General features: G+C 44.8%; 35 protein-coding genes, 1 tRNA gene and 1 riboswitch. Of the genes, 28 read left to right on the forward strand and 8 right to left on the reverse strand.

Features of this window, described 5'->3' with window-relative positions:
• The first annotated feature begins 1 nt into the window (after nucleotide 1).
• The 3 genes from ABHN01_RS11450 (at nucleotide 2) to rpmG (ending at nucleotide 4,656) form a co-directional block, all read left to right on the forward strand.
• Nucleotides 2–2,413, forward strand: a complete 2,412-nt coding sequence (locus ABHN01_RS11450; protein WP_429875643.1) for a sugar phosphate nucleotidyltransferase — start codon at nucleotides 2–4, stop codon at nucleotides 2,411–2,413.
• A 6-nt stretch (nucleotides 2,414–2,419) separates the two neighbouring features.
• Nucleotides 2,420–4,387: a glycoside hydrolase family 15 protein gene (locus tag ABHN01_RS11455; RefSeq protein ID WP_429875644.1), complete on the forward strand. Its 1,968-nt coding sequence runs from the start codon at nucleotides 2,420–2,422 to the stop codon at nucleotides 4,385–4,387.
• A 119-nt stretch (nucleotides 4,388–4,506) separates the two neighbouring features.
• Nucleotides 4,507–4,656 (forward strand): 50S ribosomal protein L33, encoded by a 150-nt coding sequence (gene rpmG, locus ABHN01_RS11460; RefSeq protein WP_007202187.1) that lies wholly within the window; start codon nucleotides 4,507–4,509, stop codon nucleotides 4,654–4,656.
• 392 nt (nucleotides 4,657–5,048) lie between these two features.
• Here rpmG and ABHN01_RS11465 read toward each other — a convergent pair whose 3' ends face one another.
• Nucleotides 5,049–5,294 carry a DUF2164 domain-containing protein gene (locus ABHN01_RS11465; protein ID WP_429875645.1) on the reverse strand — a complete coding sequence of 82 codons (246 nt, stop codon included), beginning with the start codon at nucleotides 5,292–5,294 and terminating at the stop codon, nucleotides 5,049–5,051.
• Between the two features lie 265 nt (nucleotides 5,295–5,559).
• On the opposite strand from ABHN01_RS11465, the gene ABHN01_RS11470 reads away from it, so the two are divergent.
• From ABHN01_RS11470 to ABHN01_RS11490, 5 genes are read left to right on the forward strand one after another with little or no spacing between them, the layout of a single operon-like run.
• Entirely contained in the window at nucleotides 5,560–6,132 is a 573-nt protein-coding gene (locus tag ABHN01_RS11470; RefSeq protein ID WP_429875646.1) for a 5-formyltetrahydrofolate cyclo-ligase, read from the forward strand.
• Complete coding sequence (locus tag ABHN01_RS11475) at nucleotides 6,132–6,923, forward strand: DUF92 domain-containing protein (RefSeq protein WP_429875647.1); 792 nt, start codon at nucleotides 6,132–6,134, stop codon at nucleotides 6,921–6,923. The genes ABHN01_RS11470 and ABHN01_RS11475 overlap by 1 nt, the downstream gene beginning before the upstream one ends.
• Nucleotides 6,914–7,516, forward strand: coding sequence for a molybdenum cofactor guanylyltransferase (gene mobA, locus ABHN01_RS11480; RefSeq protein ID WP_429875648.1), 603 nt, complete (start codon nucleotides 6,914–6,916; stop codon nucleotides 7,514–7,516). Before ABHN01_RS11475 ends, mobA begins: the two co-directional genes overlap by 10 nt.
• A 58-nt stretch (nucleotides 7,517–7,574) precedes the next feature.
• Nucleotides 7,575–7,751 carry a hypothetical protein gene (locus ABHN01_RS11485; protein ID WP_429875649.1) on the forward strand — a complete coding sequence of 59 codons (177 nt, stop codon included), beginning with the start codon at nucleotides 7,575–7,577 and terminating at the stop codon, nucleotides 7,749–7,751.
• A 28-nt stretch (nucleotides 7,752–7,779) separates the two neighbouring features.
• Nucleotides 7,780–8,526, forward strand: a complete 747-nt coding sequence (locus tag ABHN01_RS11490) for an HAD family hydrolase (protein WP_429875650.1) — start codon at nucleotides 7,780–7,782, stop codon at nucleotides 8,524–8,526.
• On the opposite strand, the gene ABHN01_RS11495 is transcribed toward ABHN01_RS11490, so the two are convergent.
• Nucleotides 8,507–9,373 carry a hypothetical protein gene (locus ABHN01_RS11495; RefSeq protein WP_429875651.1) on the reverse strand — a complete coding sequence of 289 codons (867 nt, stop codon included), beginning with the start codon at nucleotides 9,371–9,373 and terminating at the stop codon, nucleotides 8,507–8,509. The genes ABHN01_RS11490 and ABHN01_RS11495 overlap by 20 nt on opposite strands.
• A 137-nt stretch (nucleotides 9,374–9,510) precedes the next feature.
• Here ABHN01_RS11495 and ABHN01_RS11500 point away from each other — a divergent pair, with 137 nt between their 5' ends.
• The 5 genes from ABHN01_RS11500 to ABHN01_RS11520 all read left to right on the forward strand — a co-directional run bounded on the left by ABHN01_RS11500 (nucleotide 9,511) and on the right by ABHN01_RS11520 (nucleotide 13,555).
• Nucleotides 9,511–10,551, forward strand: coding sequence for a M42 family metallopeptidase (locus tag ABHN01_RS11500; RefSeq protein ID WP_429875652.1), 1,041 nt, complete (start codon nucleotides 9,511–9,513; stop codon nucleotides 10,549–10,551).
• 96 nt (nucleotides 10,552–10,647) lie between these two features.
• Entirely contained in the window at nucleotides 10,648–10,839 is a 192-nt protein-coding gene (locus ABHN01_RS11505) for a YqgQ family protein (RefSeq protein WP_290400851.1), read from the forward strand.
• 27 nt (nucleotides 10,840–10,866) lie between these two features.
• Complete coding sequence (locus ABHN01_RS11510) at nucleotides 10,867–11,844, forward strand: ROK family glucokinase (RefSeq protein WP_290400850.1); 978 nt, start codon at nucleotides 10,867–10,869, stop codon at nucleotides 11,842–11,844.
• Nucleotides 11,845–11,953: 109 nt separating this feature from the next.
• Nucleotides 11,954–13,144, forward strand: a complete 1,191-nt coding sequence (locus tag ABHN01_RS11515; protein WP_429875653.1) for a M14 family metallopeptidase — start codon at nucleotides 11,954–11,956, stop codon at nucleotides 13,142–13,144.
• 102 nt (nucleotides 13,145–13,246) lie between these two features.
• A complete protein-coding gene (locus tag ABHN01_RS11520; RefSeq protein ID WP_290400848.1) occupies nucleotides 13,247–13,555 on the forward strand; it encodes an MTH1187 family thiamine-binding protein in 309 nt (102 codons plus the stop codon).
• Nucleotides 13,556–13,602: 47 nt separating this feature from the next.
• On the opposite strand, the gene ABHN01_RS11525 is transcribed toward ABHN01_RS11520, so the two are convergent.
• Nucleotides 13,603–13,785: a DUF2759 domain-containing protein gene (locus ABHN01_RS11525; RefSeq protein ID WP_290400847.1), complete on the reverse strand. Its 183-nt coding sequence runs from the start codon at nucleotides 13,783–13,785 to the stop codon at nucleotides 13,603–13,605.
• 125 nt (nucleotides 13,786–13,910) lie between these two features.
• A complete protein-coding gene (locus tag ABHN01_RS11530) occupies nucleotides 13,911–14,393 on the reverse strand; it encodes a hypothetical protein (RefSeq protein ID WP_429875654.1) in 483 nt (160 codons plus the stop codon).
• Between the two features lie 71 nt (nucleotides 14,394–14,464).
• On the opposite strand from ABHN01_RS11530, the gene ABHN01_RS11535 reads away from it, so the two are divergent.
• A complete protein-coding gene (locus tag ABHN01_RS11535; protein WP_290400845.1) occupies nucleotides 14,465–15,094 on the forward strand; it encodes an MBL fold metallo-hydrolase in 630 nt (209 codons plus the stop codon).
• A gap of 28 nt (nucleotides 15,095–15,122) precedes the next feature.
• Nucleotides 15,123–16,175 (forward strand): SAM-dependent methyltransferase, encoded by a 1,053-nt coding sequence (locus ABHN01_RS11540; RefSeq protein WP_429875655.1) that lies wholly within the window; start codon nucleotides 15,123–15,125, stop codon nucleotides 16,173–16,175.
• A 68-nt stretch (nucleotides 16,176–16,243) separates the two neighbouring features.
• Here ABHN01_RS11540 and ABHN01_RS11545 read toward each other — a convergent pair whose 3' ends face one another.
• Together ABHN01_RS11545 and ABHN01_RS11550 are read right to left on the reverse strand one after the other, a co-directional pair.
• Nucleotides 16,244–16,489 carry a DUF2626 domain-containing protein gene (locus tag ABHN01_RS11545; protein WP_062235012.1) on the reverse strand — a complete coding sequence of 82 codons (246 nt, stop codon included), beginning with the start codon at nucleotides 16,487–16,489 and terminating at the stop codon, nucleotides 16,244–16,246.
• Between the two features lie 134 nt (nucleotides 16,490–16,623).
• A tRNA-Gln gene (locus ABHN01_RS11550) sits at nucleotides 16,624–16,698 on the reverse strand.
• 123 nt (nucleotides 16,699–16,821) lie between these two features.
• On the opposite strand from ABHN01_RS11550, the gene comGA reads away from it, so the two are divergent.
• The 12 genes from comGA (at nucleotide 16,822) to moaA (ending at nucleotide 22,580) form a co-directional block, all read left to right on the forward strand.
• Nucleotides 16,822–17,886, forward strand: coding sequence for a competence type IV pilus ATPase ComGA (gene comGA / locus ABHN01_RS11555; protein ID WP_429875656.1), 1,065 nt, complete (start codon nucleotides 16,822–16,824; stop codon nucleotides 17,884–17,886).
• A complete protein-coding gene (locus ABHN01_RS11560; protein ID WP_429875657.1) occupies nucleotides 17,883–18,128 on the forward strand; it encodes a type II secretion system F family protein in 246 nt (81 codons plus the stop codon). Before comGA ends, ABHN01_RS11560 begins: the two co-directional genes overlap by 4 nt.
• The gene (gene comGB, locus ABHN01_RS11565; protein WP_429875658.1) at nucleotides 18,082–18,921 is read left to right on the forward strand and encodes a competence type IV pilus assembly protein ComGB; all 840 of its coding nucleotides are present in this window, start codon (nucleotides 18,082–18,084) and stop codon (nucleotides 18,919–18,921) included. The genes ABHN01_RS11560 and comGB overlap by 47 nt, the downstream gene beginning before the upstream one ends.
• 14 nt (nucleotides 18,922–18,935) lie before the next feature.
• Nucleotides 18,936–19,241, forward strand: coding sequence for a competence type IV pilus major pilin ComGC (comGC, locus tag ABHN01_RS11570; RefSeq protein WP_290400841.1), 306 nt, complete (start codon nucleotides 18,936–18,938; stop codon nucleotides 19,239–19,241).
• Nucleotides 19,225–19,671 (forward strand): competence type IV pilus minor pilin ComGD, encoded by a 447-nt coding sequence (gene comGD, locus ABHN01_RS11575; protein WP_290400840.1) that lies wholly within the window; start codon nucleotides 19,225–19,227, stop codon nucleotides 19,669–19,671. Before comGC ends, comGD begins: the two co-directional genes overlap by 17 nt.
• Nucleotides 19,655–19,975 carry a hypothetical protein gene (locus ABHN01_RS11580; protein WP_429875659.1) on the forward strand — a complete coding sequence of 107 codons (321 nt, stop codon included), beginning with the start codon at nucleotides 19,655–19,657 and terminating at the stop codon, nucleotides 19,973–19,975. The genes comGD and ABHN01_RS11580 overlap by 17 nt, the downstream gene beginning before the upstream one ends.
• The gene (locus ABHN01_RS11585) at nucleotides 19,972–20,289 is read left to right on the forward strand and encodes a prepilin-type N-terminal cleavage/methylation domain-containing protein (protein ID WP_429875660.1); all 318 of its coding nucleotides are present in this window, start codon (nucleotides 19,972–19,974) and stop codon (nucleotides 20,287–20,289) included. Before ABHN01_RS11580 ends, ABHN01_RS11585 begins: the two co-directional genes overlap by 4 nt.
• A gap of 115 nt (nucleotides 20,290–20,404) precedes the next feature.
• Complete coding sequence (locus ABHN01_RS11590) at nucleotides 20,405–20,677, forward strand: hypothetical protein (protein WP_429875661.1); 273 nt, start codon at nucleotides 20,405–20,407, stop codon at nucleotides 20,675–20,677.
• On the forward strand, nucleotides 20,650–20,778 hold the full coding sequence (gene comGG, locus ABHN01_RS11595; protein ID WP_429875662.1) for a competence type IV pilus minor pilin ComGG: 129 nt from the start codon (nucleotides 20,650–20,652) through the stop codon (nucleotides 20,776–20,778). Before ABHN01_RS11590 ends, comGG begins: the two co-directional genes overlap by 28 nt.
• Entirely contained in the window at nucleotides 20,775–21,302 is a 528-nt protein-coding gene (locus tag ABHN01_RS11600) for a shikimate kinase (protein ID WP_429875663.1), read from the forward strand. The genes comGG and ABHN01_RS11600 overlap by 4 nt, the downstream gene beginning before the upstream one ends.
• 14 nt (nucleotides 21,303–21,316) lie before the next feature.
• Entirely contained in the window at nucleotides 21,317–21,493 is a 177-nt protein-coding gene (locus ABHN01_RS11605) for a YqzE family protein (RefSeq protein ID WP_429875664.1), read from the forward strand.
• A 76-nt stretch (nucleotides 21,494–21,569) separates the two neighbouring features.
• Entirely contained in the window at nucleotides 21,570–22,580 is a 1,011-nt protein-coding gene (gene moaA, locus ABHN01_RS11610) for a GTP 3',8-cyclase MoaA (protein ID WP_429875830.1), read from the forward strand.
• A gap of 13 nt (nucleotides 22,581–22,593) precedes the next feature.
• Here moaA and ABHN01_RS11615 read toward each other — a convergent pair whose 3' ends face one another.
• Nucleotides 22,594–23,400, reverse strand: coding sequence for a YqhG family protein (locus tag ABHN01_RS11615; RefSeq protein WP_429875665.1), 807 nt, complete (start codon nucleotides 23,398–23,400; stop codon nucleotides 22,594–22,596).
• Entirely contained in the window at nucleotides 23,369–25,066 is a 1,698-nt protein-coding gene (locus ABHN01_RS11620; protein ID WP_429875666.1) for a DEAD/DEAH box helicase, read from the reverse strand. Before ABHN01_RS11620 ends, ABHN01_RS11615 begins: the two co-directional genes overlap by 32 nt.
• A 150-nt stretch (nucleotides 25,067–25,216) precedes the next feature.
• Nucleotides 25,217–25,302: riboswitch (glycine riboswitch) on the forward strand.
• Nucleotides 25,303–25,516: 214 nt separating this feature from the next.
• Here ABHN01_RS11620 and gcvT point away from each other — a divergent pair.
• Complete coding sequence (gene gcvT / locus ABHN01_RS11625; RefSeq protein ID WP_429875667.1) at nucleotides 25,517–26,614, forward strand: glycine cleavage system aminomethyltransferase GcvT; 1,098 nt, start codon at nucleotides 25,517–25,519, stop codon at nucleotides 26,612–26,614.
• Nucleotides 26,615–26,628 lie beyond the last annotated feature (14 nt).

Consider the following 26,628-nt stretch of genomic DNA (forward strand, 5'->3'; position numbering starts at 1 on the left):
AATGAAAGGTGTAATTATGGCTGGGGGAAAAGGAACCCGTCTTCGTCCACTGACTTGTAATCTGCCAAAACCAATGGTGCCGCTGCTGCATAAACCAGTAATGGAATACAGCATAGAGCTGCTGAAAAAATACGGCATCACCGATATTGCAGTGACTCTTCACTACATGCCAGAAGCCATAAAGAATTATTTTGGAGATGGCAGTGATTTTGGCGTAAATCTGCATTACTTTGAGGAAACGGCACCGCTCGGGACCGCAGGAAGCATTAAAAATGCAGAGGACTTTTTGGATGAACGATTTATCGTAATCAGCGGAGATGCATTGACTGATTTTGATTTGTCACAGGGTATCCGATACCATGAGGAAAAGGACTCTCTCGTTACCATCTTTATGAAACAGGTGGAATCCCCGCTTGAATATGGGGTGATCATGACCAATCAGGATGGAGAGATCATCCGTTTCCTAGAAAAGCCAAGCTGGAATGAAGTTTTCAGCGATACAGTCAACACCGGCATTTATGTTCTTGAACCGGAAATCTTTCAGTACATGGAAAAGGATGTCCAGACGGATTTCAGCAAAGATTTGTTTCCTCTCCTGATGAAGGAAGAGCGTCCGCTGTATGGCTATCCTGCTGACGGGTACTGGTCGGACATCGGGAGCCTGCATCAGTACAGACAATCACACCGTGATATGCTTGACGGCATAGTGAACCTGCCATTTTCAGGCCATGAGATCGATCAGGGTATCTGGGTGGGAGACAATGTGGTCATTGAAGATGGTGCAAAGCTGGAACGCCCTGTTCATATTGCCGATGGAACAGTGATCAGAGCGGGAGCAGATATTAAGAGCTATTCAGTTATTGGCCGAAATAATGTGATTTCCTCAAAAGCTTCAATAAAGAAAAGTATCCTATGGCATGACGTCTACGTTGGATCTGAAAGTGAGCTTCGTGGGGCTACCCTTGCGAACGGTACGATGGTTGAACAGGGAGCGGCAATTTACGAGCACGCGGTTGTCGGCAATCACTGCAAGATCGGAAAACGGTCCACTTTAAAGCCGGAAGTTAAAATCTGGCCGGAAAAAGAGATCTACGATGAAGCGCTCGTTCATACTTCACTGATCTGGGGAAGAAAAGCAACGAAGTCTTTATTCGGCAGCCGCGGTGTTTCAGGGATCGCCAATGTAGAAATTACCCCGGATTATATCGCTAGACTTGCTTCTGCTTATGGAGCAGTGCTGCCTTATGGATGCAATATCGCCATCGCCAGCGATTCCCATTCATTCTCCGGTATGATCAAACAGGCCTTTATCCAGGGACTGCTGTCAGCCGGAGTGAATACCCTTGATACAAGTCCGACGGTTGCTCCGGTCGTCCGCTTCGCTATCGAGATGGATAATCTTCAAGGCGGCGTCTATATCCGATTCTCAAATCGGGGCGGAGAGAAGCAAGTCTTCATCGAGTTTTATGACCATAAAGGCCTTCCCATTCACCCTGATCTGGAAAGGAAGATCGAGAATGCGTATTGGCAGGAAGATTACCGCCGCGCCGCATTTGATATGATCGGGAAAGGCACCTACAACAATTACAAGAACGAAGAATACATCGAAGCCCTTTTGCAGACCGTTAACAAAAAAAGAATCAGAAATTCAAAGTTTCGCATCGTTGTAAACTACAACCACCAGCCGTATCTGAGTTTTATACCGATTCTTTTTCATAAATTGGATTGTGAGTTTTTAACCGTTCCTTCAGAGACTGGACCCGAGGAAATGGCATCCTTTGTGAGAGTGACAAATGCCAATCTTGGAATTTTGGTCGGTGAGGCAGGGGAAACGCTCAGCCTGATCACAGAATCCGGAAAGTTGCTCGATGAGGAAACGATGCTTTCTTTATACGTACTCGTTACATTTTATGAGGGAAAACAAAACGAGATGGCGATCCCCGTCTATGGCTCATCCGATCTGGACAGCCTGGCCGGCCGGCTGAACGGAAGGCTCATCCGCACAAAAGCGAACCCGCGTTCCATCATGGAAGTAGGCAGCGGTGTGATGAACTTTCAGTACGATGCCCAGTATGCTCTCATTCATATCCTGGAGATGATGGCTACACAGCAGATCGCATTGTCAGAACTGGTTGAGTTGCTGCCAAATGTAAATATGCTGAGGGAATTTGTACCTTGTCCGTGGGATAAAAAGGGCAAGGTCATGAGAAAGCTTATGGAGGACATACGGGACAATAACGTTGAGCTTGTTGACGGGATCAAGGTTTTTCATCCGGAAGGCGGCTGGACTCTTATTCTTCCGGACGTTGAACAGCCGGTTTTCACGGTTTATTCCCAAGGGTCGAACATGGATGAGGCAAAAGAAGCTGCGGCGGAGTTCATCGATAAAATCCGGCAGTACCAGAAGGTATAAACGATCATGCCAAGGCAGCTTGTAGCCGGAAACGGCAAAATTCTCGTCAACATTGATCAGCATCTTCAGATAAGAGACATTTATTATCCTTATGTCGGACAGCAAAACCATGTGCAGGGACACGCCAACAGAGTGGGGATATGGTCAGATGGCCATTTCTCCTGGCTGTCTTCAGGCGCGTGGGATATCCACACGGATTACCATAAAGATTCTCTTGTTACCTGCTGTACGGCTGAGAACAAACAGATGGGCATACGTCTGGTTTGCGAAGACGGTGTACATCAGCGTGAAAACATGTTTTTACGCAGGATAAAAGTAACGAATACCTCAAATAAGGAAAAGAAGATCCGTCTCTTTTTCCATCAGGATTTAAACATTTATGAAACAGAGGTTGGCGATACAGCGTATTTCGCACCTGATTCCCAATCGCTCATTCATTATAAAAAGAACCGCTATTTTTTGTTTAATGCTCTTTTTGGTGAACAAGGCATATCACAATATACGACAGGGATCAAAAGGTTTCAAAGTGCTGAAGGAACTTGGAAGGATGCTGAGGATGGGGCATTGCATATCAATCCGATCGCCCAAGGATCTGTTGACAGCACTTTTTCTGTAGAACATGAAATAGGCGGCCAAGAGAGCGTTGATGCTTTTTACTGGATGACCATCGGCCGGAACCGGGAAGAGGTTCTGGCATTGAATGAATACATTAAGGAAATCGGCCCGTCACTGACTCTGGATAAGATTATGATCTATTGGCGAAGGTGGGTGAATAAATCCACTTTAGCGGAAACCGATCTGGAGGAAGAGATCATCACACTGTATAAGCGGAGCCTGCTCGTCGTAAGGACGCAAACAAATGAGAATGGCTACATCATGGCGGCCAATGATTCGGATATCCAGCAATATAACCGTGACCATTACAGCTACATGTGGCCGAGGGATGGTGCGCTGGTGGCAGCGGCGATCGCTAAAGCGGGTTATCAGGGTATGGTCAAAAATTTCTATAGAAGATGTGCAGAAGTACTGACAAAGGAAGGCTTTCTGCACCATAAATACAATCCGGACGGTTCGATCGGATCAAGCTGGCATCCGACTGTCGGAAAAGATGGCAAAAAACAGCTGCCGATACAAGAAGATGAAACGGCTTTGGTATTATGGGCGTTCTGGGAGCATTATAAAGAGACAGGAGACATCGAATTTGCCCAGTCGCTCTATCGTTCGCTTGTAAGGCCAGGAGCTCGTTTTCTTCTTCAGTTCATGAATGAAGGGCTGGACCTTCCTAAACCATCCTATGATCTGTGGGAGGAAAGAAGGGGAATCTTCACGTTTACGTGCTCGGCAGTTTATGGCGGACTGATAGCTGCACACTCTTTTGCTCTTCTATTCGGGGAGGATGACAGGGCGGCAAGGTATAAAGCGGGAGCTGAACGCATAAAAAAAGGCATGGAAACCCATCTTTATGATCCTGAATCCGGCCGATTCCTCCGGGGGATTTATGTCAATGAAGATAACGGGGAAATAACGAAAGATTATACGATCGAAAGCAGCATGTATGGCCTGTTCGCTTTTGGTGTTTTTTCTGCCGACGATGACAGAGTGCGGTCGACGATGGAAGCGATTGAGCGGGAATTGTATATCAAAACACCGATCGGCGGAGTCGCCCGGTATTTTAATGATTATTATTTTCAACAGACACATGAAGTGGAGAAGGTGCCCGGAAATCCCTGGCTGATCTGTACGCTGTGGCTCGCCAAATGGAAAATTGCAGCAGCAGCTGACAGACATGATCTCAAGCAATGCAGGGATTATATGCACTGGGTGGTCTCCCATGCGTTTTCGAGCGGTGTCCTGCCTGAACAGCTTCATCCCTTCTCTGGTGAGCCGCTGTCTGTTGCCCCTTTAACCTGGTCACATGCCACCTTCGTGGATGTTGTTGTCGATTATATTCAAGCTTACGAGCGTCTTGAATAAATTGCACTTGCTGAAATGAAATGTGTCTGGTATTATATTAAAGTATGAATTAATTTGGAAACAAATCAATCAAAGCAGTACGCCATTTTTGAAATGGTTAAGGTTTGGAGGGAAAATACATGCGTGTAAACATCACTCTTGCTTGCACTGAAACTGGTGATCGCAACTATATTACGAAGAAAAACAAACGTAATAACCCAGAGCGCTTAGAGCTTAAAAAGTACAGCCCAAGACTAAAAAAATATACATTGCATCGCGAAACGAAGTAATGTGAAGAAAAGCCGTCTAAAAACCTTGCAGGACAAGGGATTAGGCGGCTTTCTTGTTTTTTCGTTGGGTTTTAATCATACAGTACTAAAGAATAGCCCTGCTGAAAGGGGTGTCAAAGCAGAGTTATTCTTTAGCGGTAAAAGTTGATGCTCCCCATATCTATATGCAACAGGAAGCGAAATGTTATTGCATTGCACACTTGTTTTTTAAGTTTTGAAAAAGGTTAAGGAACGTTTATCGGTATTCATAGACGGAAAAAACGTCAGAACCTTTGTCAGATAAGGGTTTAGGCGGCTTTTCTTATTTCATCTTTTGCTGTCGGCGGATTATGTGTTAAGGTGTCTATGTTGATGATTCCAAGACACTCTCTTATTCACGAAAATCAGGAGCGTTATCTTTTTATTGGACGCTCCAGAGTAAGTATTTCATCTTCCATGGAGGAAAATTGCTGTTCAATCACATGTTTAGCATCCAGGATGGCAGCATTATAAAAGTGAGGAGCAAGGGACTCCTTAACAAAATCAAGAACTCTTTGTGCAGCAAATTCTGAAATGTCTTCATCTCTTTCTTGGGAGAAAAACGATTGAATATCACCAATCATCATGTCTTTCTGTTCCTTTGTAAGCTTAATAAACATTTTGTATCACTCCTTTATAGTTGTATGCTGTAACTATACAGGGTAAGGTTTGGCAATTACAGACTACATTTTTTGAAAAAAGTATGTACAAGAAATATGGAGGAAGCGGGATCGGGCTAATGGTAGCGAAGCCACTCGTAAAGGCTTACGGGGAAACGATCTGGGTCACAAGTGTCTTGAAACGGGAACCACAGTATTTATACATTTGCCGTTCGATCGGTAACTGGTGAAATAAGAAATAAGAAGATTCAAGAGGAGATGCGGCATGGAGACGAAAAAAAACTTAAGAAAAGAAATGAAAAATAAACTGCTGACTCTGGACGCAGCGTCACATGAAGCGAAAAGTAAAGAAATTGCCAGACAGTTGTTCAATTTGCCGTTATGGATGGAATCAAATCATATCGGAATTACCGTTTCAAGAGAGTTTGAAGTCGATACGAGGGGGATTATAACAAAGGCATGGGAAGAAGGGAAAGACGTCAGTGCTCCAAAGTGCAGCACGGATGGTGAGCGGAGGATGGATTTTTACAGAATCACCTCTTTTTTGGACCTTGAAAATGTATACATGGACCTCTATGAACCAATTTTATCGAAAACCGAGCTTTCCTCTCGTGCTGATATCGATTTGATGATCGTACCTGGCTTAATCTTTTGTCCACAGGGCTACCGCATCGGTTTTGGCGGAGGCTTTTATGACCGGTATCTCGCATCCTACGAAGGAAGTACGGTCTCTCTTGCTTTTGACCTTCAGCTCTTACGTTCCATACCGGTTGAGCCGTTTGATGTCCCAGTCCAATGGATTGTAACCGATCAAGGTGTTCATAAGGCGGAATCATGATGGCATGGTTCGTCTTTGGTTTCATCCTGGCCGGGTTTGTTTTTGCGGCCTATAAAATAAACATGCTCACACTGAGCGGGGGATTGGCCAGCTGGGGACTGGGAATGGTTGTTTACGGGGCTTTTGGTTTTAAAGGTCTCGGATTGCTCCTTCTTTTTTTTATCACCTCCTCACTTTTAAGTAAATGGGGAAAAGTAAAAAAGCTGCAGATGCGGACCATCGTAAAAGAATCGAAAGGGAGAGATTCCGGCCAAGTCCTTGCGAATGGCGGCGGTGCATTTTTTGCAGGAGCAGGCTATTTATTATTTCCGCATCCTTTTTGGCTGCTTCTCTTGATCGGCAGTTTAGCAGAAGCTGCAGCGGATACATGGGCTTCTGAAGTGGGAGTCCTTTCAAGAGCAGAACCGTACCACATTCTAAGAAGGAGGCGAGTGGAAAGAGGGATATCGGGTGCGGTGTCATCTCTTGGCCTCACGGCGGCTGCAGTCGGTTCATTTTTGATCAGTGCGGCAGGTTCACTGATGTTTTTTAACGGCACGCAGTCTCTTATCGTTTTCTCCCTGGCGGGCTTGGCAGGGTTTCTTGGCAATATGCTCGATACCGTAATCGGCGGGACGGTACAGGTTTCATACAGATGTAAGAGATGTGGAGCTGAAGTGGAAGAGAGGTTTCATTGCGGAGTGGAATGTGACAAGTTAAAAGGCTGGTCAGTCATCACGAACAATGCGGTGAATTTTGCTTCAAGCACAGCAGCGGGACTAACAGCAGGAGTTCTAATTTTATGGATCTAAAGAAAATGTGTAAGGGGGTAGTTCTTGCCGGAGGAGAATCGTCGCGCTTTCCCTTTCATAAAGCATTCGCCTGTATTGATGGGGAATATTTTTATAAACGGGCGGTCTCTTGTTTGAAGCCTGCTGTATCCTCTGTGGATCTCGTCGCGCATCCTTCAATCGCTCATAAACTGTCCGATTCGACTGCAAAGGTGATCATGGATCTATCATACATACAAGGACAAGGGCCGCTGGCAGGGATCCTCACGGCGATGAACAGCAGTGAGCAGGCTGAATGGTATGCGGTGATCACGTGTGATATGCCTTTTATGAAAACTGAAATATATGACATGCTCTTAACCGCCGCGGCGACAGCTAAGCGTGTTCAAGCAGTCGTGCCTGTCGTGAAAGAATGCCGGCAGCCGCTTGCGGCTTTGTATCATATAAGCTGTAAGCCAGTCATAACCCGGGTTCTTTCTGAAGGGAAGCGGAGCATGTATAGTTTGCTGCAGAATGTAGATACGAAGTTCATCACAGAAGACTCCGGCCATTGGAATCCCCATGATTTTATCAATATTAATACACCGGAAGATTACTCCCTTTATATTGAATAAAGCTCAGGGAATAATTTGTACAATCAAGGCAAAAAGTAAGAGCAAGGAGGAATGCTCTGTGACTAGATTTGTATTTAAGCTTGTCATTGTTGTTGCCTTGATCCTGATAGGTTATCAGTACAGATATCGGCTGCTCAATGTCATATTGGGAGTCCCTTTGCTCCGTAGATTCGCGGTTGGCAGAATGATGTCGTTCCCGGGTGTGCGGGATAAATTTATGAAGGAAATGTTTTGAGGCGCTGTTCGCGCCTCTTCTTTTTGGAATGAAAGCAAACGGAATCTTTTTTGACCTTGATAATACACTTTTTAATTATGACCGTGCTTTTGGACTTGCCGCTGTGCAAAGCTTCTCAGAATTATGTGAAGAACAGATGATTCTGGGTTGCGCCAAGGAGAATATGAGGCGTGAGTGGCTTAAAGTTTTCAAAACAAACTGCGACCGTTTTTGGGGTGACTATGAGTGCGGCGCTCTTTCCCGTCTTGCCTATCAGAAAAAACGGTTTATAGCTTCTTTACGGTCATGCGGTCTAGAAGCAGAATCAAATAGGGCTGCCCTCGGATTTGAGGAACGTCTCCGAGAGTACATCCCCTCGTATTGTCAGCTGTATGCAGGGGTGTCCGAAATGCTGCAAGACCTTTTTGATCGTAATATGCTGATCGGCATCATTACCAACGGAGCGGAAACAGTCCAGAGAAAAAAAATAGAGGCATTAAACCTGACGAAATGGATTAAGCCTCAACATATCTTCATTTCAGACGAGATGGAAGTGCAAAAACCTGATCCTGCCATCTTTTTCAAAGTTCAAGAACAGACGAATTGCGGCCTACCTTTATATGTTGGTGATTCTTGGGACCAGGATATTTACCCAGCCGCTAAATCTGGCTGGAAAGCGGTATGGCTCACAACAAGCGAAAGTGAATCGTTGAAAACACGAAGCCGTCTTTTAGATTATAGGAGAGCCTTTTCAATTTATCAGTTGAATCAGCTTATTATCTCGTATATTGAATGAGCTGGATATACTCTCCGTCTTTGAGTCTAAACAGGACGATAAGATGGGTCTTATCCTTGCTGAACAGGATAAGCGGCATGCTGCTTCCTATCGGGCTTGCCTTTGAGCCATTGCTTTTCCTAACACCAAGAAAATAGTTTTTGTACAGCCCTTCCCACAGGCTGCCGATAATTTTATTGGTTTGGCCTTGTGTAAAACCAGGGAGCGGACGTTCTTGGAATTGGGGCAGATCGTTCAGCGCCACAGCATGATAGTTCGCACCATTTATATTGTAGAACTGTTTAGCTCCCATCCAAGTCTTTTGAAGATATTGATAGGTCTTAACATCCAGCTTGGTTTTTACAGAACGATCCTTGCTGTTCTTTGCGTTTTGGAAAGAAGTGTAGGAGCTGCCATTGTTAAAAACATAAAGATAGTTTTTGCTCATTGCCTGTGCGCTTCGGTAGGTATCCTCATTTCTATGAATTTCAGCATAGTGATAGCTGATGCTATGAACCAATTGATCGTTCCTGCCGGTCACTTTTTTCGACTGTTTAAGTGTTCTGGTGTCCTGTTCCCACTTGTTCATCGTGCTGCTTAATACACCGTTCGCATACAGCAAGGAGATATCCTGACGAAGATAAGCAGGCTTGTTCGTTTCTGAGGATACTTGCCAATCGAGCGTGTAGTTTTCAGCAGTCGAGCCGCCTAAAGAAACATTTGTATTTGCTTTTGTGAAGGTCACTTGGGTGTCAATGGGAAAAAAGATGATACTTTCTTTGACAGGTTCCTTGCCAAAATGATACATAAAAAAGAGTATCGCAAAAAAAACAGGCAGAACGACACCAAGCCAATTTCTCATTTTCATAGGAATTAACCACCCCGCTGGACAGACTGTTGTTCCATGTTTATGCATGGCCAGCACAAGAAAGAAGAAGGAATTTAATGAGAAGGAAAGAAATTGTTATAGTGATGAATTAGACGATTATAGGAGAGAGGCACATCATGATCAATGAACAAGAAATACTGCAGAATATCAAGGATCTAGTAAGCATTCCGAGTCCGTCAGGTTATACGGAACGAGCGATTTCCTATGTGAGTGATTTTCTGAAAAAGGAAAACGTTCCGTATTACATTAACCATAAAGGCGGGCTTATAGCGACGATCAAAGGAAAGGATGACTCCAAGCACCGCTTGCTGACAGCGCATGTGGATACACTGGGGGCCATGGTGAAAGAGATCAAGGGAAGCGGGCGCCTGAAACTGGCCATGATCGGGGGATTCCGCTGGAACGCAGTCGAAGGGGAATATTGCAGCATACATACTGTTGACGGAAAAATTTATACAGGGACGATTCTTATGCATCAAACATCTGTCCATGTTTATAAAGATGCCGGAGATGCAAAAAGGGACGAAGTAAATATTGAAGTCCGGATTGACCAGCCGGTGAAGACAAAAGAGGATACAGAAAAGCTCGGTATCTCGGTGGGCGACTTTGTATCCTTTGAACCGAGGGTAGAAATCACAGAGAGCGGTTTTATTAAATCAAGGCATCTGGATGACAAAGCAAGTGTCGGTATTTTGATGCATCTGATCAAGGTGATTAAAGACCAAAGCATTGAACTTCCTTATACCGTGAATTTCCTGATTTCAAACAATGAGGAGATCGGGTACGGCGGAAACTCCAATATATCAAAAGAAACCGTAGAATACATCGCGGTCGACATGGGCGCGATAGGCGACGGGCAGGCGACCGATGAGTATACGGTTTCGATCTGTGCGAAGGATTCAAGCGGCCCGTATCATTATGGACTGCGCAAGCATTTAGTCCAGCTCGCAGAAGAGCATAGTGTCAACTACCGTGTGGACATCTATCCTTTTTACGGTTCTGATGCCTCTGCTGCCATTAAAGCAGGCTATGACATTAAGCATGGGCTGGTCGGAGCTGGAATTGATGCTTCCCATGCCTATGAACGCACACACGTTCAATCATTGCGCCATACCGCAACTTTACTGCTGCATTACATGCAGTCAGAACTTGCGTGATCTCTTTACAGTTACATCTAAAAGAAATTGAAAGAAACCGCTGTCTTTTCAGCGGTTTTTTTCGTCAGTCTCTGCTATAATAATCAGGGTGATAAAATGAAAACGCTATATGATGTGCAGCAGCTCTTAAAAAGGTTCGGCATATTTGTCTACACCGGGCATCGGTTGGCTGACCTGGAGATGATGCAGGATGAAATCAGGACTCTCTATGATTCAGGACTAATTGACCAGCAGGAACTAAGAATGGCGCTCCTAATCATTAAATCGAATGTTCAAAAATTCAGCTAGCAAAATTGAGATAAAAGGGTGACAGCTATGGATGAGAAATGGTATGTAGGCGTAGATCTTGGCGGAACAACAATTAAGATGGCGTTTATCAGCGACTATGGCGATCTGATCAAGAAGTGGGAAATCCCGACTGACATCTCGGATAAAGGGAAGAATATCACGACAGATATCGCAAAAAGCATCGACTCTGTATTGGAAGAGTTTGGCGAAAAGAAGTCCAGGCTGAACGGGATTGGCATGGGGGCGCCGGGCTTTATTGATCTGTCCCGCGGTTTCATTTATCATGCGGTCAATATCGGATGGGAAAACTTCCCGTTGAAAGAACGGCTTGAGATGGAAACCGGGCTGCCTGTTGTTGTTGATAATGATGCCAATCTTGCGGCTGTCGGAGAAATGTGGAGAGGCGCAGGTGATGGAGCGAAGGATCTACTTTGTGTGACGCTTGGAACAGGAGTTGGAGGCGGGATTGTAGCCAACGGAAAAATCCTTCACGGAACGAATGGAATGGCGGGGGAAATCGGACACATCACAGCCATTCCCGAGGGAGGCGCTCCGTGTAATTGCGGCAAGACCGGCTGTATTGAAACCATCGCTTCTGCAACAGGAATCTGCCGTCTCGCCCGGGAAGGGCTTGAGAAGTATCCAAATTCCATTCTGCATAAGGAACAAGAAAAAGAAGGCGGGATCACTTCCAAGGATGTTTTTGATGCAGCAGATAAAAAAGATGAACTTGCACTTTACGTTTTAGAGCTTGTTGGCTACCACCTTGGATTCATGATTGCGAGCCTCGGAAATGCCATCAACCCTGGGAAAATTGTTCTCGGCGGCGGCGTTTCAAAAGCAGGGGACAAAATTCTCCAGCCTGTTAAACAGAACTTTGATAAGTTCGCACTGCCGCGTGTCAAAGAAGGAGCGGAATTTGCCATTGCTTCCCTCGGAAATGATGCCGGAGTATACGGCGGCGCCTGGATGGCGAAAAAACTGCATGAGGAAACGGTTCTTTAATCGCACGTACTCTCGAAAACCATGCGCAGCATGGTTTTTTTCATACATGACTGTGCATCTGTATGAATACATTGAAAAGCAGAGGTTACATGAAGATGAGGAGGAGCTTATGAAAATAACGGTAAGAAAGGGAGATACTTTTTCCTATTACAGCCAATTATTTGGACTCCCCTTACAGCTGTTGCTGGATTCCAACCGGGAAACGGACCCCGATCAGCTGCTGCCCGGGTCTACGGTGCTTATTCCTGGTTATTTTCATCAAAAGATTACGATAAAAAAGGGAGACAGCCTTCACTCTCTCGCCCGTAGATACAATGTTCCGTTAGATGGGCTGTTTTTAATGAATCAGCAGGTAAGTGCACAGCTGCTTGAAGAGGGGATGGTTGTGAACGTTCCGGAACGAGCAGTAAATCGTGTGGTTTCTGCAGGTGTACCGTATGATTTCACTTTGCTGAAAAACGACCTCCAGCGTTTATGTTCTCTTTATCCCTTCATTCGCTCGGATTGTTTTGGTCAGTCGGTTTTAAACAAGGAACTTTTCCAGCTGAAATGGGGAAGAGGACCAAAGAAAGTGCATATGAATGCCTCTTTTCATGCTAACGAGTGGATTACGACCGGCATCATGATGGTGTTCTTAAATGATTATCTTTTGGCGCTGACGAACAATGTCCCTATTCGGGGAATCAATATGCTCTCCCTTTATGAGCAAACGACGCTCTCCGCCGTTCCTATGGTCGATCCTGACGGTGTCGATCTTGTATTGCACGGCCCGCCGGATACGGAGCCTTACCGAAGCCTCGTTAAGACATTAAATAAACAAAATCCTGATTTCAAAGACTGGAAGGCGAACATCCGAGGTGTAGATTTAAACAACCAGCTTCCGGCACGGTGGGAGATTGAAAAAGCACGAAAACCGGCAGAACCTGCGCCAAGAGATTACCCAGGAGATTATCCGTTATCAGAACCAGAAGCGAGAGCGATGGCCAATCTGACGATCGATGAGAATTTTCACCGGGTGATCGCTCTTCATACCCAGGGCCAGGAATTTTATTGGGGCTTTGAAAAGGAAGAACCCGATGAGGCTGAAAAAATCGCTGAGGAATTTCAACGGGTGAGCGGTTATAAAGCGGTTCGCTATGTAGACAGCTATGCGGGATATAAGGACTGGTTCATCCAGGAGTTTCGAAGACCCGGTTTTACGATCGAATTGGGGATAGGTGTAAATCCTCTCCCGCTCTCCCAATTTCAGCAAATCTATCAAAATACGCTTGGCATTTTTCTGGCCAGCCTTTACATGTAAGATAGGGAGGAACCAGCACTTCACAGATGCTGGTTTTTTCTTATGGTGTAAACCATGATACACTGTTACTATTCTCAAAACTTTTTTTTACTGGAGGTTAACATGGCCATTATCGATATTACCGTTATACCGATCGGGACGGAATCCCCGAGTGTCAGCTCATATGTTGCAGGAATACAGCGAGTTCTGGAAAAATATGAAGATCAGATCAATTACGAGCTGACTCCAATGAATACGATTGTGGAAGGCGATCTGGATGTTTTATTAAACGTCATTAAAGAAATGCATGAAGCGCCTTTTCAGGAGGGGATTCAGCGGGTGGCGACGAATATCCGGATCGATGACCGAAGAGACAAGCATTCGACCATGAAATCCAAACTCGAAAGTGTTCGGAATAAATTACAGGGATAAACAAAAAACCATCAGCGAATGAATCGCCGATGGTTTTTGCTGTTTGGTTAGTGGCCTGTAGATCCACCGCCAGTGAACACATCAATAAAGGTCATGATGGTAAACCAGCCAAACACGGCAAATGTAAGAAATGCAAAACCGGAACCTAACATATTTTTAATTTTTAATGAACGCAGTAAACCTAAAGCAGCAAAAATTGTAACAAGTGCGAAAATAATGGCTAAAGCCATATCCTATGCCCCCTTACTCTGGAGTAATGAAATTTCTTACTGTATTACCTATGTATAGCAAATAAACCGTGTACTGCCTTGTACTATTTTACTTGTTTTGTTAACTTTTGTACAGTCTCCATTTTTTAAGAACGGGCTGTAATGATTACATTGTAAGCACTTGCATATTTTTGTATGAGCTCTTTTTCCTCTCTGTCAACAAAGTAGTTGGAGCCGTCATCCTCTTGATCTGTGCCGATTAGATGTTCGTCGAGCTGAAAGAGAAACATGCTTATCTCCTGGTCCGTTCCTCTGTTTATCCTAAAGGAGAGAACAGTGTCTTCAAAAAGATAATGGCGCTGAGAAACGGATTGAAATCCATAGTCCTGAAAACGGCCGGTTGGCTGGAAGTGAGCTGGAGAGAGCAAGGGATGCAGTTCTTCGAACAAGTTTTGAGTTTCATAGTACTCTTTTAAGGCGAGTGCTTCCTCCATTGCTTTTACAATAACGATCTTTTCACAGCGGTCAATTACCTTAGCCAGTTCCGCCGTTTTTCGTACGATCTGGGCCGAGGCGGCAGGGAGTTTTTTCTCAGCGGGTTTCATCTCGATTCCATAAAAAAGCGACAAGCCATCACCTCCGCATCTTTTTTTATTTTAGTGTAAAATAGGGGGAAATAGAATGCAATGGAGGGATACGTATGAAATGGGAGCGGCTGACGGTCGGACCAGTTCAGGAGAATACATATATTTTATGGAACGAGAAGAAGGAAGGCATAATTTTTGATCCGGGCAGTGAGAGCAAAAAGATTATTTCGTTAATAGAAAAAAGGGGAGTAAAGCCGCTTGCAGTATTGTTGACGCATGCCCACTTCGATCATATCGGAGCTGTGGATGATGTCAGGGAAAAGTGGAATATTCCAGTTTATGTCCATAAAAAGGAAAAGGACTGGCTGGTCGATCCGAACAAGAACGGGTCTGCACATTTTATGCAGAATATTAGCGCTAAGAAAGCGGATCACCTGATTCCTGGGGAGGGAGAGCTGAAAATCGGCAGTTTCGCCCTTCATGTGCTTGAGACGCCGGGACATTCACCAGGGAGTGTATCCTATTATGTATCAAGTGCGGAGACCGTTTTCTCTGGAGATGCTCTTTTCGCAGGCAGTATTGGAAGAACTGATCTATATGGGGGAGATCAGGCTCTCCTGTTGAAGAGCATTCACGATAAGCTCTTGAATCTTCCTGAGGAAACAATGGTTCTCTCGGGCCACGGACCGGAGACAACCATCGGTGCAGAAATGGACTCCAATCCTTTCTTAAGCGGTTTTTAACATGCTCTCTGTCATCAAGGAGAGGATTATGAGCTCTCCGGATAAGGCTATTTCATATTCCGACTATATGAGCCTGGCTCTTTACACCCCTCAACTCGGTTATTATCAGAAGGAACGGGAGAAAATCGGCAGAAACGGAGATTTTTATACAAGCAGTGCAGCTTCAGAAGTGTTTGGAGCCGTATGGGCGGATGTGTTTTACCGCATGTTTCAGGAACAGCAGCTGCCATTTGTCGTATGTGAGATCGGAGCAGGAGACGGGCGGTTTGCAAAAAATGTTCTCAATGAATGGAAGGCCAAAGGCTATCCGCCTCTGGAGTATATCGCAGTTGAATCGAGCCCTTCTCACACAAGGAAAATAAAGGACAGGTTTTATGAGGGCCCTGTCACCCATTTTGACTCGATCGATGCTATGAGAGCTGTACGTTCATCTTTTCAAGGAATCCTATTTGCCAATGAACTCCTTGATGCGATGCCGGTTGACGTGGTTAAAAAAGAGGTTGACGGTATGGCAGAGATCATGGTATCCATCGACAATAAAGGAAACCTTATGGAGCTAGAAAAGCCATTGCAGAATACGGAACTCCTCATGTGGATCGATGAACATCTTGGAGACCTCTCAATCGGACAGACTATAGAAATTCCGCTGGCTATGACAAACTGGCTTACTGCTCTTTATGGCTGGGTTGAAGACGGAGCCGTTATATTCGTCGACTACGGATATACGAGGCAAGAATGGAGAATGCCTCAACTTCTGAACGGAAGCCTGAGAGGCTATTACCGGCATCAGCAAATCAACGATCCGCTGAAATTTCCTGGAGAAATGGATCTTACGTCTCATATCCATTGGGACTGTGTAAAAGCAATGGGTGAAAAAGCGGGGTTTCGAACCGCTTGTTTTCATGGCCAGTCCAGTTTTCTCCTCGAGAACGGATTACTGGAGCTGCTCCAGGATTCCAGCAGCCTGGATCCCTTTTCACCCGTTCATAAAAAGAACAGAGCCATTCGTTCATTGATTATGGAGGACTCCATCAGCTCATATTTTCAGGTTCTTATCCAAAAAAAAGACGGCTGCCGCTAAACGGCAACCGTTTTCTTTTTTGCATAGAAGTAATGTCTAGCTCAGCGCCAGGGACGCTTGCGCATCTCTTAATGACCGCCCGCTCCGGGAGTCATCATGAACGTCGTCCAGTATGTAAAACCGACAAAAAAGACTGTTAAATAAGCTCCGAAAATGTAAATATACATACGCTCAGATAAATTTAAGTAGCTTAGTGAAACAAACAAAATGGTTTGGCCCAAAAAAAGCAGTGACATGTTCGTTAAGTCCCCAAGATAGGCCATTACTGCGATAATACCGGTCCAAAAGCCCAAAACCTTGTACATTCTTGCCATATGTATCCCTCCCTTTTCACCGAAGAACTCATTCCCTCTGTATTATATATGAATTTTTACTCGATTGTAAATGCCATTCTAACTGGATTTGGAAAACAAAAAAAGAACACATGGCAGGTGTTCTTCGTAAAAGATGGCTGGGCTAGCTGGATTCGAACCAACGAGTGACGGAGTCAAAGTCCGTTGCCTTACCACTTGGCTATAGCCCATCGGAATAATTTTAGTATGGGTATTGTCGAAAATTTTATGCATGCAAGTGTAAAATTTTTGAAGGAATGTAGCGGATGTTGCCGTATATTTACTTGTAAGATAAGAAAGAAGGTGATAACGCGTTGCCCATTGAAAAGAAAAGTGATGAACTCCTTCAACTCGCAGCGAGCACCAATGCTTCCGATATTCATTTTGTCCCTCTAAGGGAAAAAGGCCTGATCCAGTTCAGAGTGGATGGCCGGCTGCATCAGGTGGAAGAACTGCCCTACGGATTTTTTGAAAGACTTCTTTCCCATTTCAAATTTAAAGCTGGAATGGACATCGGTGAACGACGCAGGCCCCAGGACGGTTCGATGGACATCGCTCTACAGGACCGGCTCCTTCATCTCCGGCTGTCCACACTTCCAACGGCCTTTCACGAAAGCCTCGTCATCCGGCTGCTTCCCCAAACACATCCCGCTGAGTTTCAATCATTAGCATTGTTTCCGGATTCATTGAAAGGACTGCATGCTCTTTTGCACAGGGCAAGCGGACTTATTCTCTTTTCAGGACCAACTGGTTCAGGAAAAACGACGATCATGTATTCTCTTCTCCAGCATATCCAATCCCTATCTACGCGCAACATCCTCACTCTTGAAGATCCAATAGAAAAGAAAATCGATCTGTTTTTGCAGATGGAAGTGAATGAAAAAGCAGGAATAACGTACGGAGAGGGCTTTAAATCTATCCTTCGCCACGATCCGGATGTGATCATGATTGGCGAGATCCGGGATCAAACGACAGCTAAACTCGTTATCCGGGCAGGAATGACCGGGCATCTAGTGCTTTCGACTGTCCATGCGGAAGATGCTCTAGGCTGCTTGTACCGGTTGATTGAATTTGGTGTCACTGTGCAGGAACTAGAACAGACACTTCTCGGGATTGTTGCTCAGCGGTTGTTATCGGTGAGCTGCCCCTATTGCAGTGAAGCCTGCGAAACGCAATGTTTCATACGAAGAAAAAATAAACGAATGGGTATTTATGAACTGCTGTCAGGATCCGGGCTGGAAAAAGGTATTGAGTGGGTTCGAGGCAACTCGGATCGGCCGGATGAGACCAGAACATTGAATCATTTTATAAAACAAGGCATCGCTTTAGGATTTCTTCCTTCCCAGAGTCTTGAGAGGTGGGGGGTGGTCCGGCTGTGAGCAGAGGAAGGAGATGGACGAACAGACAGCAGGGCGATTTTTTGTTGCGCCTTGGCCGTCTGATGGAGCAGGGTTATTCTTTGCCTAAAGCGATTTCTATCCTTAAGCTCCATCAGAACCGCTGGATGCAAGACGGTCTTCACAGGGTGTACGATTGCCTGAAAAGAGGCTATGCTCTTCACGAAGCTTTGGCAAATGAGAATTTTTCGCAGCGATGTGCTCGGGTTTTTGGAGCTGTCTGAAAAACATGGTGATTTGCGGTTCAGTGTAATGGAAGGAGGTAAAATGCTTCAGAAGAAGGAAGAAATGAAAGGACGATTCATAAAAGCTGTATGGTATCCCATCTTTTTGTTCGTTGTCGTTTTGTGTATTTGTTTCGTTTTGTTCCGCATGCTGATCCCACACTTTTTATCCTTATACTCCTCCTTAGACATCAAATTCCCTTACTTTACGATGGTGATGATCTCCATCCTAAAAAAAATTCCGTTCCTCTTTTTTATGTTCGCTGCCTTTATTGTCAGTGCAGCGCTATTGTATTTCACATTCACGAAGAAAATGTCTCCCTCCAGGCGAATCTCTTTGCTCTTAAGGATTCCCGTTTTAAAACGGACCGTTATCGTCCTGATCACCCACCAATTTTCCATTCAGCTCGGCAGCCTTTTAAAAGGCGGTTTGGCAATCAATGAGGCGTTGAAGATCCTCGAACAGAGTCAATACATGCGATTTTTTCAGACCGAGGCGGCCTTAATGAAAAAGGAGCTTGTGAACGGTTTAAGGTTTGAAGATATTGTTGCCCAAAAACGATACTTTGTTCCTGAGCTGTCTATGATTATTGCACATGGGCAATCTTACGGATCGCTCGGAAAAGAATTGATTGCTTACAGTGAAATATTGATCAGTTATGCAGAAGAACGAATGGCAAAATACATCATCGTTCTTCAACCGGTGCTGTTTTTATTTATCGGAAGCATGATTCTTGCCATGTTTGTTTCGATGCTCCTTCCGATGTTTAAAATGATGGATTCTATTCAATAAAAAAGGAGAGCCAAATGAAAAGAATCAACGAAAAAGGTTTTACTTTGATCGAAATGATGATCGTTCTGCTCATCATTTCAGTGTTGCTCCTAATCGCGCTTCCAAGCATGGCAAAGAACCTTGGAGTCGCAAAGAACCTTGGATGCAGGGCAACACTTGACCTTGTTCAGGGACAAGTAGGTGCTTATGAAGCGGATAAAGAGGAGAAACTCACGGACTTAAATACATTGGTATCAGAAGGTTATGTGGATACGGTTAAATGCCCGAACGGGAATGCTCTTGAACTAAAAGGCGGGACGGTAGTTGAAGCGGCGGATTAAATGGGTCTGCGGCTACTCATTGCTGGAGCTGCTCATTGTTCTTTCCATCGGAAGTATTCTTTTGAGCATTGCCTCTGTTTCCTTACAGAAATACTATAAAGGCAGAGAAGTACACTTTTTCCTGGAGCAGTTCAAACGCGATTTATACTTCACCCAACGAACAGCGATAAATGATCACAAGGTCATGCATCTGCATATTTTACCCGATGAGAATCGCTATATTATTGCCACGGCCATGAACGACTTGCATAAGAACGTTAATTACCCCAAACAAATTAGATTTGAATCGTCCACGATGCCGTTAAAGATTACTTATAACAAAAGCGGAAACATCAGCAATTCAGGAACACTGATCATAAAAACGGAAGCCGGCAAATATAAAATGGTTTTTCTGCTGGGAAAAGGAAGGTTCTATGCTGAAAAATTCTAGAGGATATTTTTTGCTGGAAGCACTCCTTGCCTTAAGCGTGTTTTCAATCGTTATCAGTGGTGTCGGCCTTGCATTGCACGCCCTGTATACTGAACGTTTTACAATTAAGCAGGAAAGGGAGGCTTTACAGCTTTTATCCAACAAAATGACCATTGAAGCCTGGGGCGGTGATGAAGGGGGTTCTTCTTTTATCCGCGGACAAACAGCTGAATTTCAATGGAGGATGCTAGAAGGAGGGCTCTGCATTGAATTTACAGGAAAGAACGGTAGAACCTACAGAGAATGCGATGTGAGGAAACAATGAAAATGGGCCGGCAAGGGTTTACGCTTCTTGAAGCATTGATAGCAATGTCTATTGTTATCGTATTGGCGAGCTTTTCTCCACTTCTTATAAAGGTTTTATCTCCGCCGGTACAAAGCGGTGTCCAGATGGAAGAGCTGGAATCATTTTATTCAGGGATCGGCCAGGCGATAAGCGAATCAGTAAACGCAGCGGCAAGCGAGGACAAGCTTATCTTAACTTCGTCTTCGGGCCAGACCATCACTTTTTCCTTATATCAAAATCGTATTCGAAACAGATCAATGGACAAGGATATGAAACCTGGCTGTTTTCGGTGAAGCGCTTTTACGCATCCGTCACAGGAAAGCTAGTTTCTTTATCGATTACTGACACCGCCTCGCGTGTGTACGAACGCTTTGTCAGACAGGCAGAACAAATCCAGGTGAATCCTAAATGAATAGCCGGGGATATATTTTCCCGGCGGTTCTCGTCTTTTGTCTGATCTTCTCCATGCTCACTGCCCATCAGCTTCTCATTTATCTCGGCGAAAAACAGTTCCTCACCGCACAGCGTCAACAGCTGCAGCTCGGTGCCATGATTGAGAAGTCCAGCAGGCAAGCAATCAGTAATCTGGAAAAAATAAGGATACGCCCACCCGCATTGTCTTCGATCAAGGCGTTGTGGATTGCGCGATTTCCATGGGCGATCCTCGTGCCATTGAAATAAAAATATCTGCAAGTTTGGGAAACCATCAGACAAAAAGCGTTGTAATATATTATAATAGCGAGACAAAAAGCATTACGAAATGGGTGGAGGGTGCGAGTTGAAACCGATTTATTTAACAGGATTCATGGGATCCGGGAAAACCACGATCGGTTCGCTGCTCGGCAAGAGGCTCAACTTGCCGGTCGTTGATACCGATCACTACATCGAAGAAAAATACAGTCGAAAAGTAGCAGAAATATTTTCATTGCTTGGAGAAGAAGTGTTCAGAAGCTATGAAGCTTCCATTCTTTCTGAACTTCCGCAGCAGGATGCGGTCATTACGACGGGAGGCGGGATGGCTGTTTCGGAGCCAAACAGAAAATACATGCTGGAAAACGGATTCGTTATTTTTCTAAGCTGTCCTCTCGATACAATCTTTGAAAGACTAAAAGAGGATGAAAGCCGGCCATTGTTTGATCATGAGAAAAAGCGGGAGATGGAGAAGCTGTATGATTCCCGGCTCCCATTTTACAGGGAATGCCATTGGGTACTGGAGACATCAGGCGAAGATCCTGCGAATATCGTTGAAAAAATCGCAGCGAGGTTAGAGCTCTCCGATTCAGGACAGACTGTTGAAAAAAAATAAAAAGGTGATGGCCTGTGAATGCCTATTTTAAATTTGTCATTGAAGCAATCGTCAAGAGGATGAGCCGTTCTCCTGAGGAAAAACAAAAAGTGAAACAGCAAAAAGCGGAACGCAAGCAGCCAGTGCTCGTTTCGCTTTTTGGCATGGTTCCCCTTTCACTGGGGTTGATGTTCAGGAGGAGGAGGAAGTAACCTTCATTTTTCAATTGCCTGGAAGTATGGTACTGTTGAACTATCATTCTAAAGAAGAAGTGTGATGAAAATGGCTATGGAAAAGGAGATTTACGATCAGCTTAAAAGACCGCTAAAAGATTTGCGGATCTCTGTCACTGACCAATGCAATTTTCGCTGTACGTACTGTATGCCGAAAGAAATATTTGATAAAGACTACTCTTTTTTGGATAAAAAGGAGCTGCTGAGCTTTGATGAAATTGTAACGATCGCAGAACGCTTCGTCTCCTTAGGGGTAACGAAGCTAAGGATAACCGGCGGTGAACCACTGATGAGGAAGAACCTTCCTGAACTGATCGGCCGCTTGAATCAGCTGGAAGGCCTTGAGGATTTGGCACTGACGACGAATGGTGTGCTTCTTCCCCGTGTTGCGGAAGATTTGAAGAAAGCTGGGATGGACCGGGTGACAGTAAGTCTTGATTCATTGGATTCTGAGCTCTTTGGCAGGATCAACGGCAGAGGCACTGGAGTGGAACCCGTCTTGGCGGGGATGCAGGCTGCCCATGAAGCCGGTCTTAAAATCAAAGTAAACATGATGGTCCGTAAAGGAGTAAACGAGCAGGAAATTGTGCCGATGGCGCGATACTTTAAACGGACCCCATATATTCTGCGATTCATTGAATTTATGGATGTGGGCACGACAAATGGCTGGAATATGAAGGAAGTGGTAACCAAGGAAGAAATCCTTAAAACCATTCAAACCGAGCTTCCTCTTCGCCCTGTGCGTGAAAATTACTATGGCGAAGTTGCTTCCCGCTTCCAGTTTGCTGACGGAGAAAATGAAATTGGCATCATCTCATCGATCAGTGATGCGTTCTGTTCTGCCTGTACGAGGGCAAGGCTCTCTGCTGATGGAAAGATATTCACTTGTCTTTTTGCTTCAAAGGGAGTGGATTTTAGGACACCTTTGCGGGAAGGTGCAACAAAAAAAGACCTGGACCAGATGATCACAAGTCTTTGGGAAAGCCGTACAGACCGTTATTCGGATGAGAGAAGAATCGACACGGGCAAGAAGGAAAAAATCGAGATGTCATACATCGGGGGCTGATAAAGCCCCTTTTTTAGTTGAATGCTTGTGATAGAAAGGAATCAGACAGATAGAAAAGTCCGCCGTTTATGATGTCTACGGTTATTTTCGGCTCATATTGCGTTCGCAGTGCCTCTTTTTCAACCTGGTAATATTCCGGCTTTTCGATTTCATCCTCATAAAACCGATCCAGTAATTCTTCGTCTTCACGCCACCGATTTTCCGCATCCTCCGCCCAGCTATGGTCATCCTCGGTGATTTGCTGCTCAACGATCGCTTCGATTCGTTTTAAACCGCTCATCGGACGGATGAAGGCAGACAGTGTGTAGCAGAAATCCGGGATTTTACGAGTAAGAGGGAGTCCGCGAAGCTGATCATGAAAATTGCTTACGATCCTTCCTGTAATCAGATGGATGCCGTAAGAAGAAATAATATCCTTTTTACGGTCACATTGATAAGAGGTTTTTAAATTTACGCAGAGCCATGGATTTAAGGGGATATTTTTCCCGGGGTCCTGGCGGATGGCTTCGTACATCCGGATGAATGAACCAAGTTTCTTGGTGGATGCAAAAATCTGATGCAGTCTCGGTGAACCGAAGTGAATAAACTCCCCGTTTCCCTCGGGTGGATGCTGCTGGCCGGTCACGAGGGTAAGAGCCATCGGATTTGGTGTTCCGCCTGTTTTCTCCAGATAGTGCCAGTAAAAGGGCCGGTTCATCAGCAGTTTATCCAGCTCAACAGTGAGCTGGATTTTCATATAGCTATGATTTTTTTGTTCGATGACACAGTCGTTCGATTCGAAATAGCGCTCAAGAAAGCGATGAATCTCGTGCTGCTGCATGTTCTTCCCAACCTTTCTTTTTGATGCCCCCATCCAGATTAATAAGAGCGGCAAGATTGTCCATTTTTACTTTTATTTCTCCTTCGCTCTCAGAGTTCAGCATAATGTCTGATATATAGGATTCGATGTTCTTCAGCTCGAATTTTGCAAGAATCTCATCCAATTCCCCAATGACACTTTCAAATAGATTGATCTTATTATACAGAAGGTTCAAGATCCGCTCTTCAATGGTGCCCTGTGTAGCGAAATTATAGATATGAACGTCTCCCTTTTGCCCAATCCGGTGAATACGCCCAATCCGCTGTTCAATTCGCATTGGATTCCAGGGAAGGTCGTAGTTGATGATGTGCTGGCAAAACTGCAGGTTGATTCCTTCACCTCCGGCTTCAGTCGCGATGAGAACTTGTGCATGGTTTTTGAACAAGTAGGTCATGTAGTCTTTCTTGCTTCGCTTAAAGCCTCCCCGAAAAGGGACTGAGGAGATGCCGTGCTGCTGAAGGAACCATTGCAAATAAAGCTGTGTCGCTCTGTACTCTGTAAAAATAATCACCTTGCCATTAATGGATTGAATGAGCTCGAGCGTCTGCTGTGCTTTTGAATTTTGTGTAACGTTCTCAATCTTTTTCATCAATGGAAGAATGGTATGCTCAGTGGCGATGTTGCCCGCGTCTTTCTGAAGCATGTTCTTTAATGTAAGAAAACAAGCCTCCCTTGAGCTGCATACCTCTCTTTGCAATGTCAGGATCGAGAACTTGCTTCGATTGAAAGCAGGCAAATCTTTAAGATCCGAGATGCTATTGTACAAGTCTCTCTCACTCTCAGATAGTGTGATAGGAATCGTTTTGACCAGGCGTTTCGGCCATTTTAAGCCAGTATCTTCCCTGCGGTTCCGTACCATCACTTTATTGACCAGCTGTTTTAGCTTCTCTTCGTTTTTTAGTGAATGTCTATCGTTGCGGAAGTCTTTATCAAAATTCTCCTGATTGCCAAGATGGCCCGGTTTCAATAGGCTGACAAGGTTAAAGATTTCTTCCACCCGGTTCTGTACAGGTGTGGCTGTCAGCAGCAGACAGAACTTTTTCTTTAGATGCTGTACAAATTCGTAGTTTTTTGTATTTTTGTTTTTAAGTTTATGTGCTTCATCGATAACGATGATGTCGTAATCCTGATTGAGTACGATGTCCCTGTGCGGCTGCCTTTTTGCCGTATCAATAGATGAGACGACGACATCACACTGTTCCCACACATAGGATTTTTTCTGAGCGACTGCGGGAATGAAGAATTTTTGATTGAGCTCGCCGGTCCATTGAAGCACGAGGGATGCAGGCACGAGAATGAGCACCTTTTTAGCGAGTCCCCGTATCATATATTCTTTAAGGATCAAGCCGGCTTCAATCGTCTTTCCGAGACCGACTTCATCAGCAAGAATGGCTTTTCCGTTCATTTTTTCAATTACCGTTTTTGCGACCTCAAGCTGATGGGGAAGGAACGTCAGCTGAGGGAGATGATCCGGCGCCTGAAGGCCGAGAAATTCTGGGATGGACAGGTTCTTCTCCGCTTCTAGCGCAAGATTATATAATTCCCATTTTGTCCATGGTCCGTCATCTTCCATTCTTTTCGCAAATTCTTCATGCCAGTCCCGGTTAAAGATAATATTGAGGTTCATCTATCGCTTTCCTTTCTCTGTACGGATAGCCCACCTGATTCACAAAATGCCGTTGCTTTTTAAACTAAAATAATGATAGGATAATAATGTGTTTCCAAGGTAAAAACATATATCTAGTATGGACGATGGAATAAAATTGCATACTTGCGAATGAAAGCAAGAGGAGAGACTATTTCGGTAGCGCCGAAGGAGCAAGCAGGAGCGAAACTCTCAGGCAAAAAGACTCTTGTTTGACGCGTCTCTGGAGAGCGTCCGCGGTCACGCGGCCACCAACGAAGAAACGAAGGGGCTAGCCCCTGAGAAACTTACTGGTTAAAGGACAGAGGGATACCTGGCAAAGGTATTTCTCTGTCCTTTTTTGTGTATATCCTGTTCAGCGGATCAACTTGTGTGATTTTTACTTGGAATTTTTTGAATATTACCAATGATGGATTAAAAGGAGGAAGAGTAATGGGGGACTTAAAACGAACACCACTTTTTGACGTTTACAAGGGCCATGGCGGCAAAGTCATTGACTTTGGCGGATGGGAGCTTCCTGTCCAGTTTTCCCGTATCGGGGAAGAGCATGACGCTGTCCGGACGAAAGCAGGACTCTTTGATGTATCGCACATGGGTGAATTTGAGGTAAAAGGTGAAGGGGCAGGAGGATTTTTGCAATACATGCTCACCAACGACATCTCAAAGCTGAAAGACGGCGGTGCACAGTATACCGTAATGTGCTATGAAAACGGGGGCACTGTTGACGACCTGCTCGTGTATAAGCATAATCATCGGCATTACCTGCTCGTCGTCAACGCCTCCAATATTGAAAAAGATTTCAACTGGCTTCAGTCCCATCTAACGGAAGGCGTTGAGCTGACCAATATCTCTGATTCTACTTCACAGCTCGCTTTACAGGGGCCAGCTGCAGAAAAGATTCTTCAGAAGCTGACCGATACCGATCTGTCCTCCATTGGCTTTTTTAAATTTAAAAACGATGTGGACTTGCAGGGCATGAAAGCACTCGTGTCCCGCACAGGCTACACAGGAGAAGACGGATTTGAAATATACTGCCGTCCTGAAGCTGCGGTAAAATTATGGGATGTCATCCTTGAAGCGGGTGAGGAAGAAGGGATCCTTCCATGCGGTTTAGGTGCGAGAGATACGCTGAGGTTTGAAGCAAAGCTTGCGCTGTATGGCCAGGAACTGTCAAAGGACATCACTCCGATTGAAGCTGGAATCGGTTTCGCTGTTAAAACAGATAAAGAAGCAGATTTTATTGGCAAGGAAGTCCTTAAACAGCAGAAAGAAGAAGGTGCACCCCGAAAATTGGTAGGCATCGAGATGATCGACAAAGGTATTCCCCGGTCTCTTTATGAAGTTTTTAAAGATGGGGACCTCATTGGTGAAGTCACAACAGGAACTCAATCACCGACACTGAAAAAAAACCTCGGTCTGGCTCTCATAAAAAGCGAGTTTACTGAGCTGGGAACCGAAGTGGAAGTACAAGTGAGACAAAAACGATTAAAGGCGGTCATCGTTAAGTCGCCGTTCTATAAACGCGGCTAATTAGCCACTGGGGA

Origin of the sequence: Fictibacillus sp. NRS-1165, from assembly GCF_050468105.1 — a bacterium.
Lineage (GTDB): Bacteria > Bacillota > Bacilli > Bacillales > Fictibacillaceae > Fictibacillus_C > Fictibacillus_C terrinigri.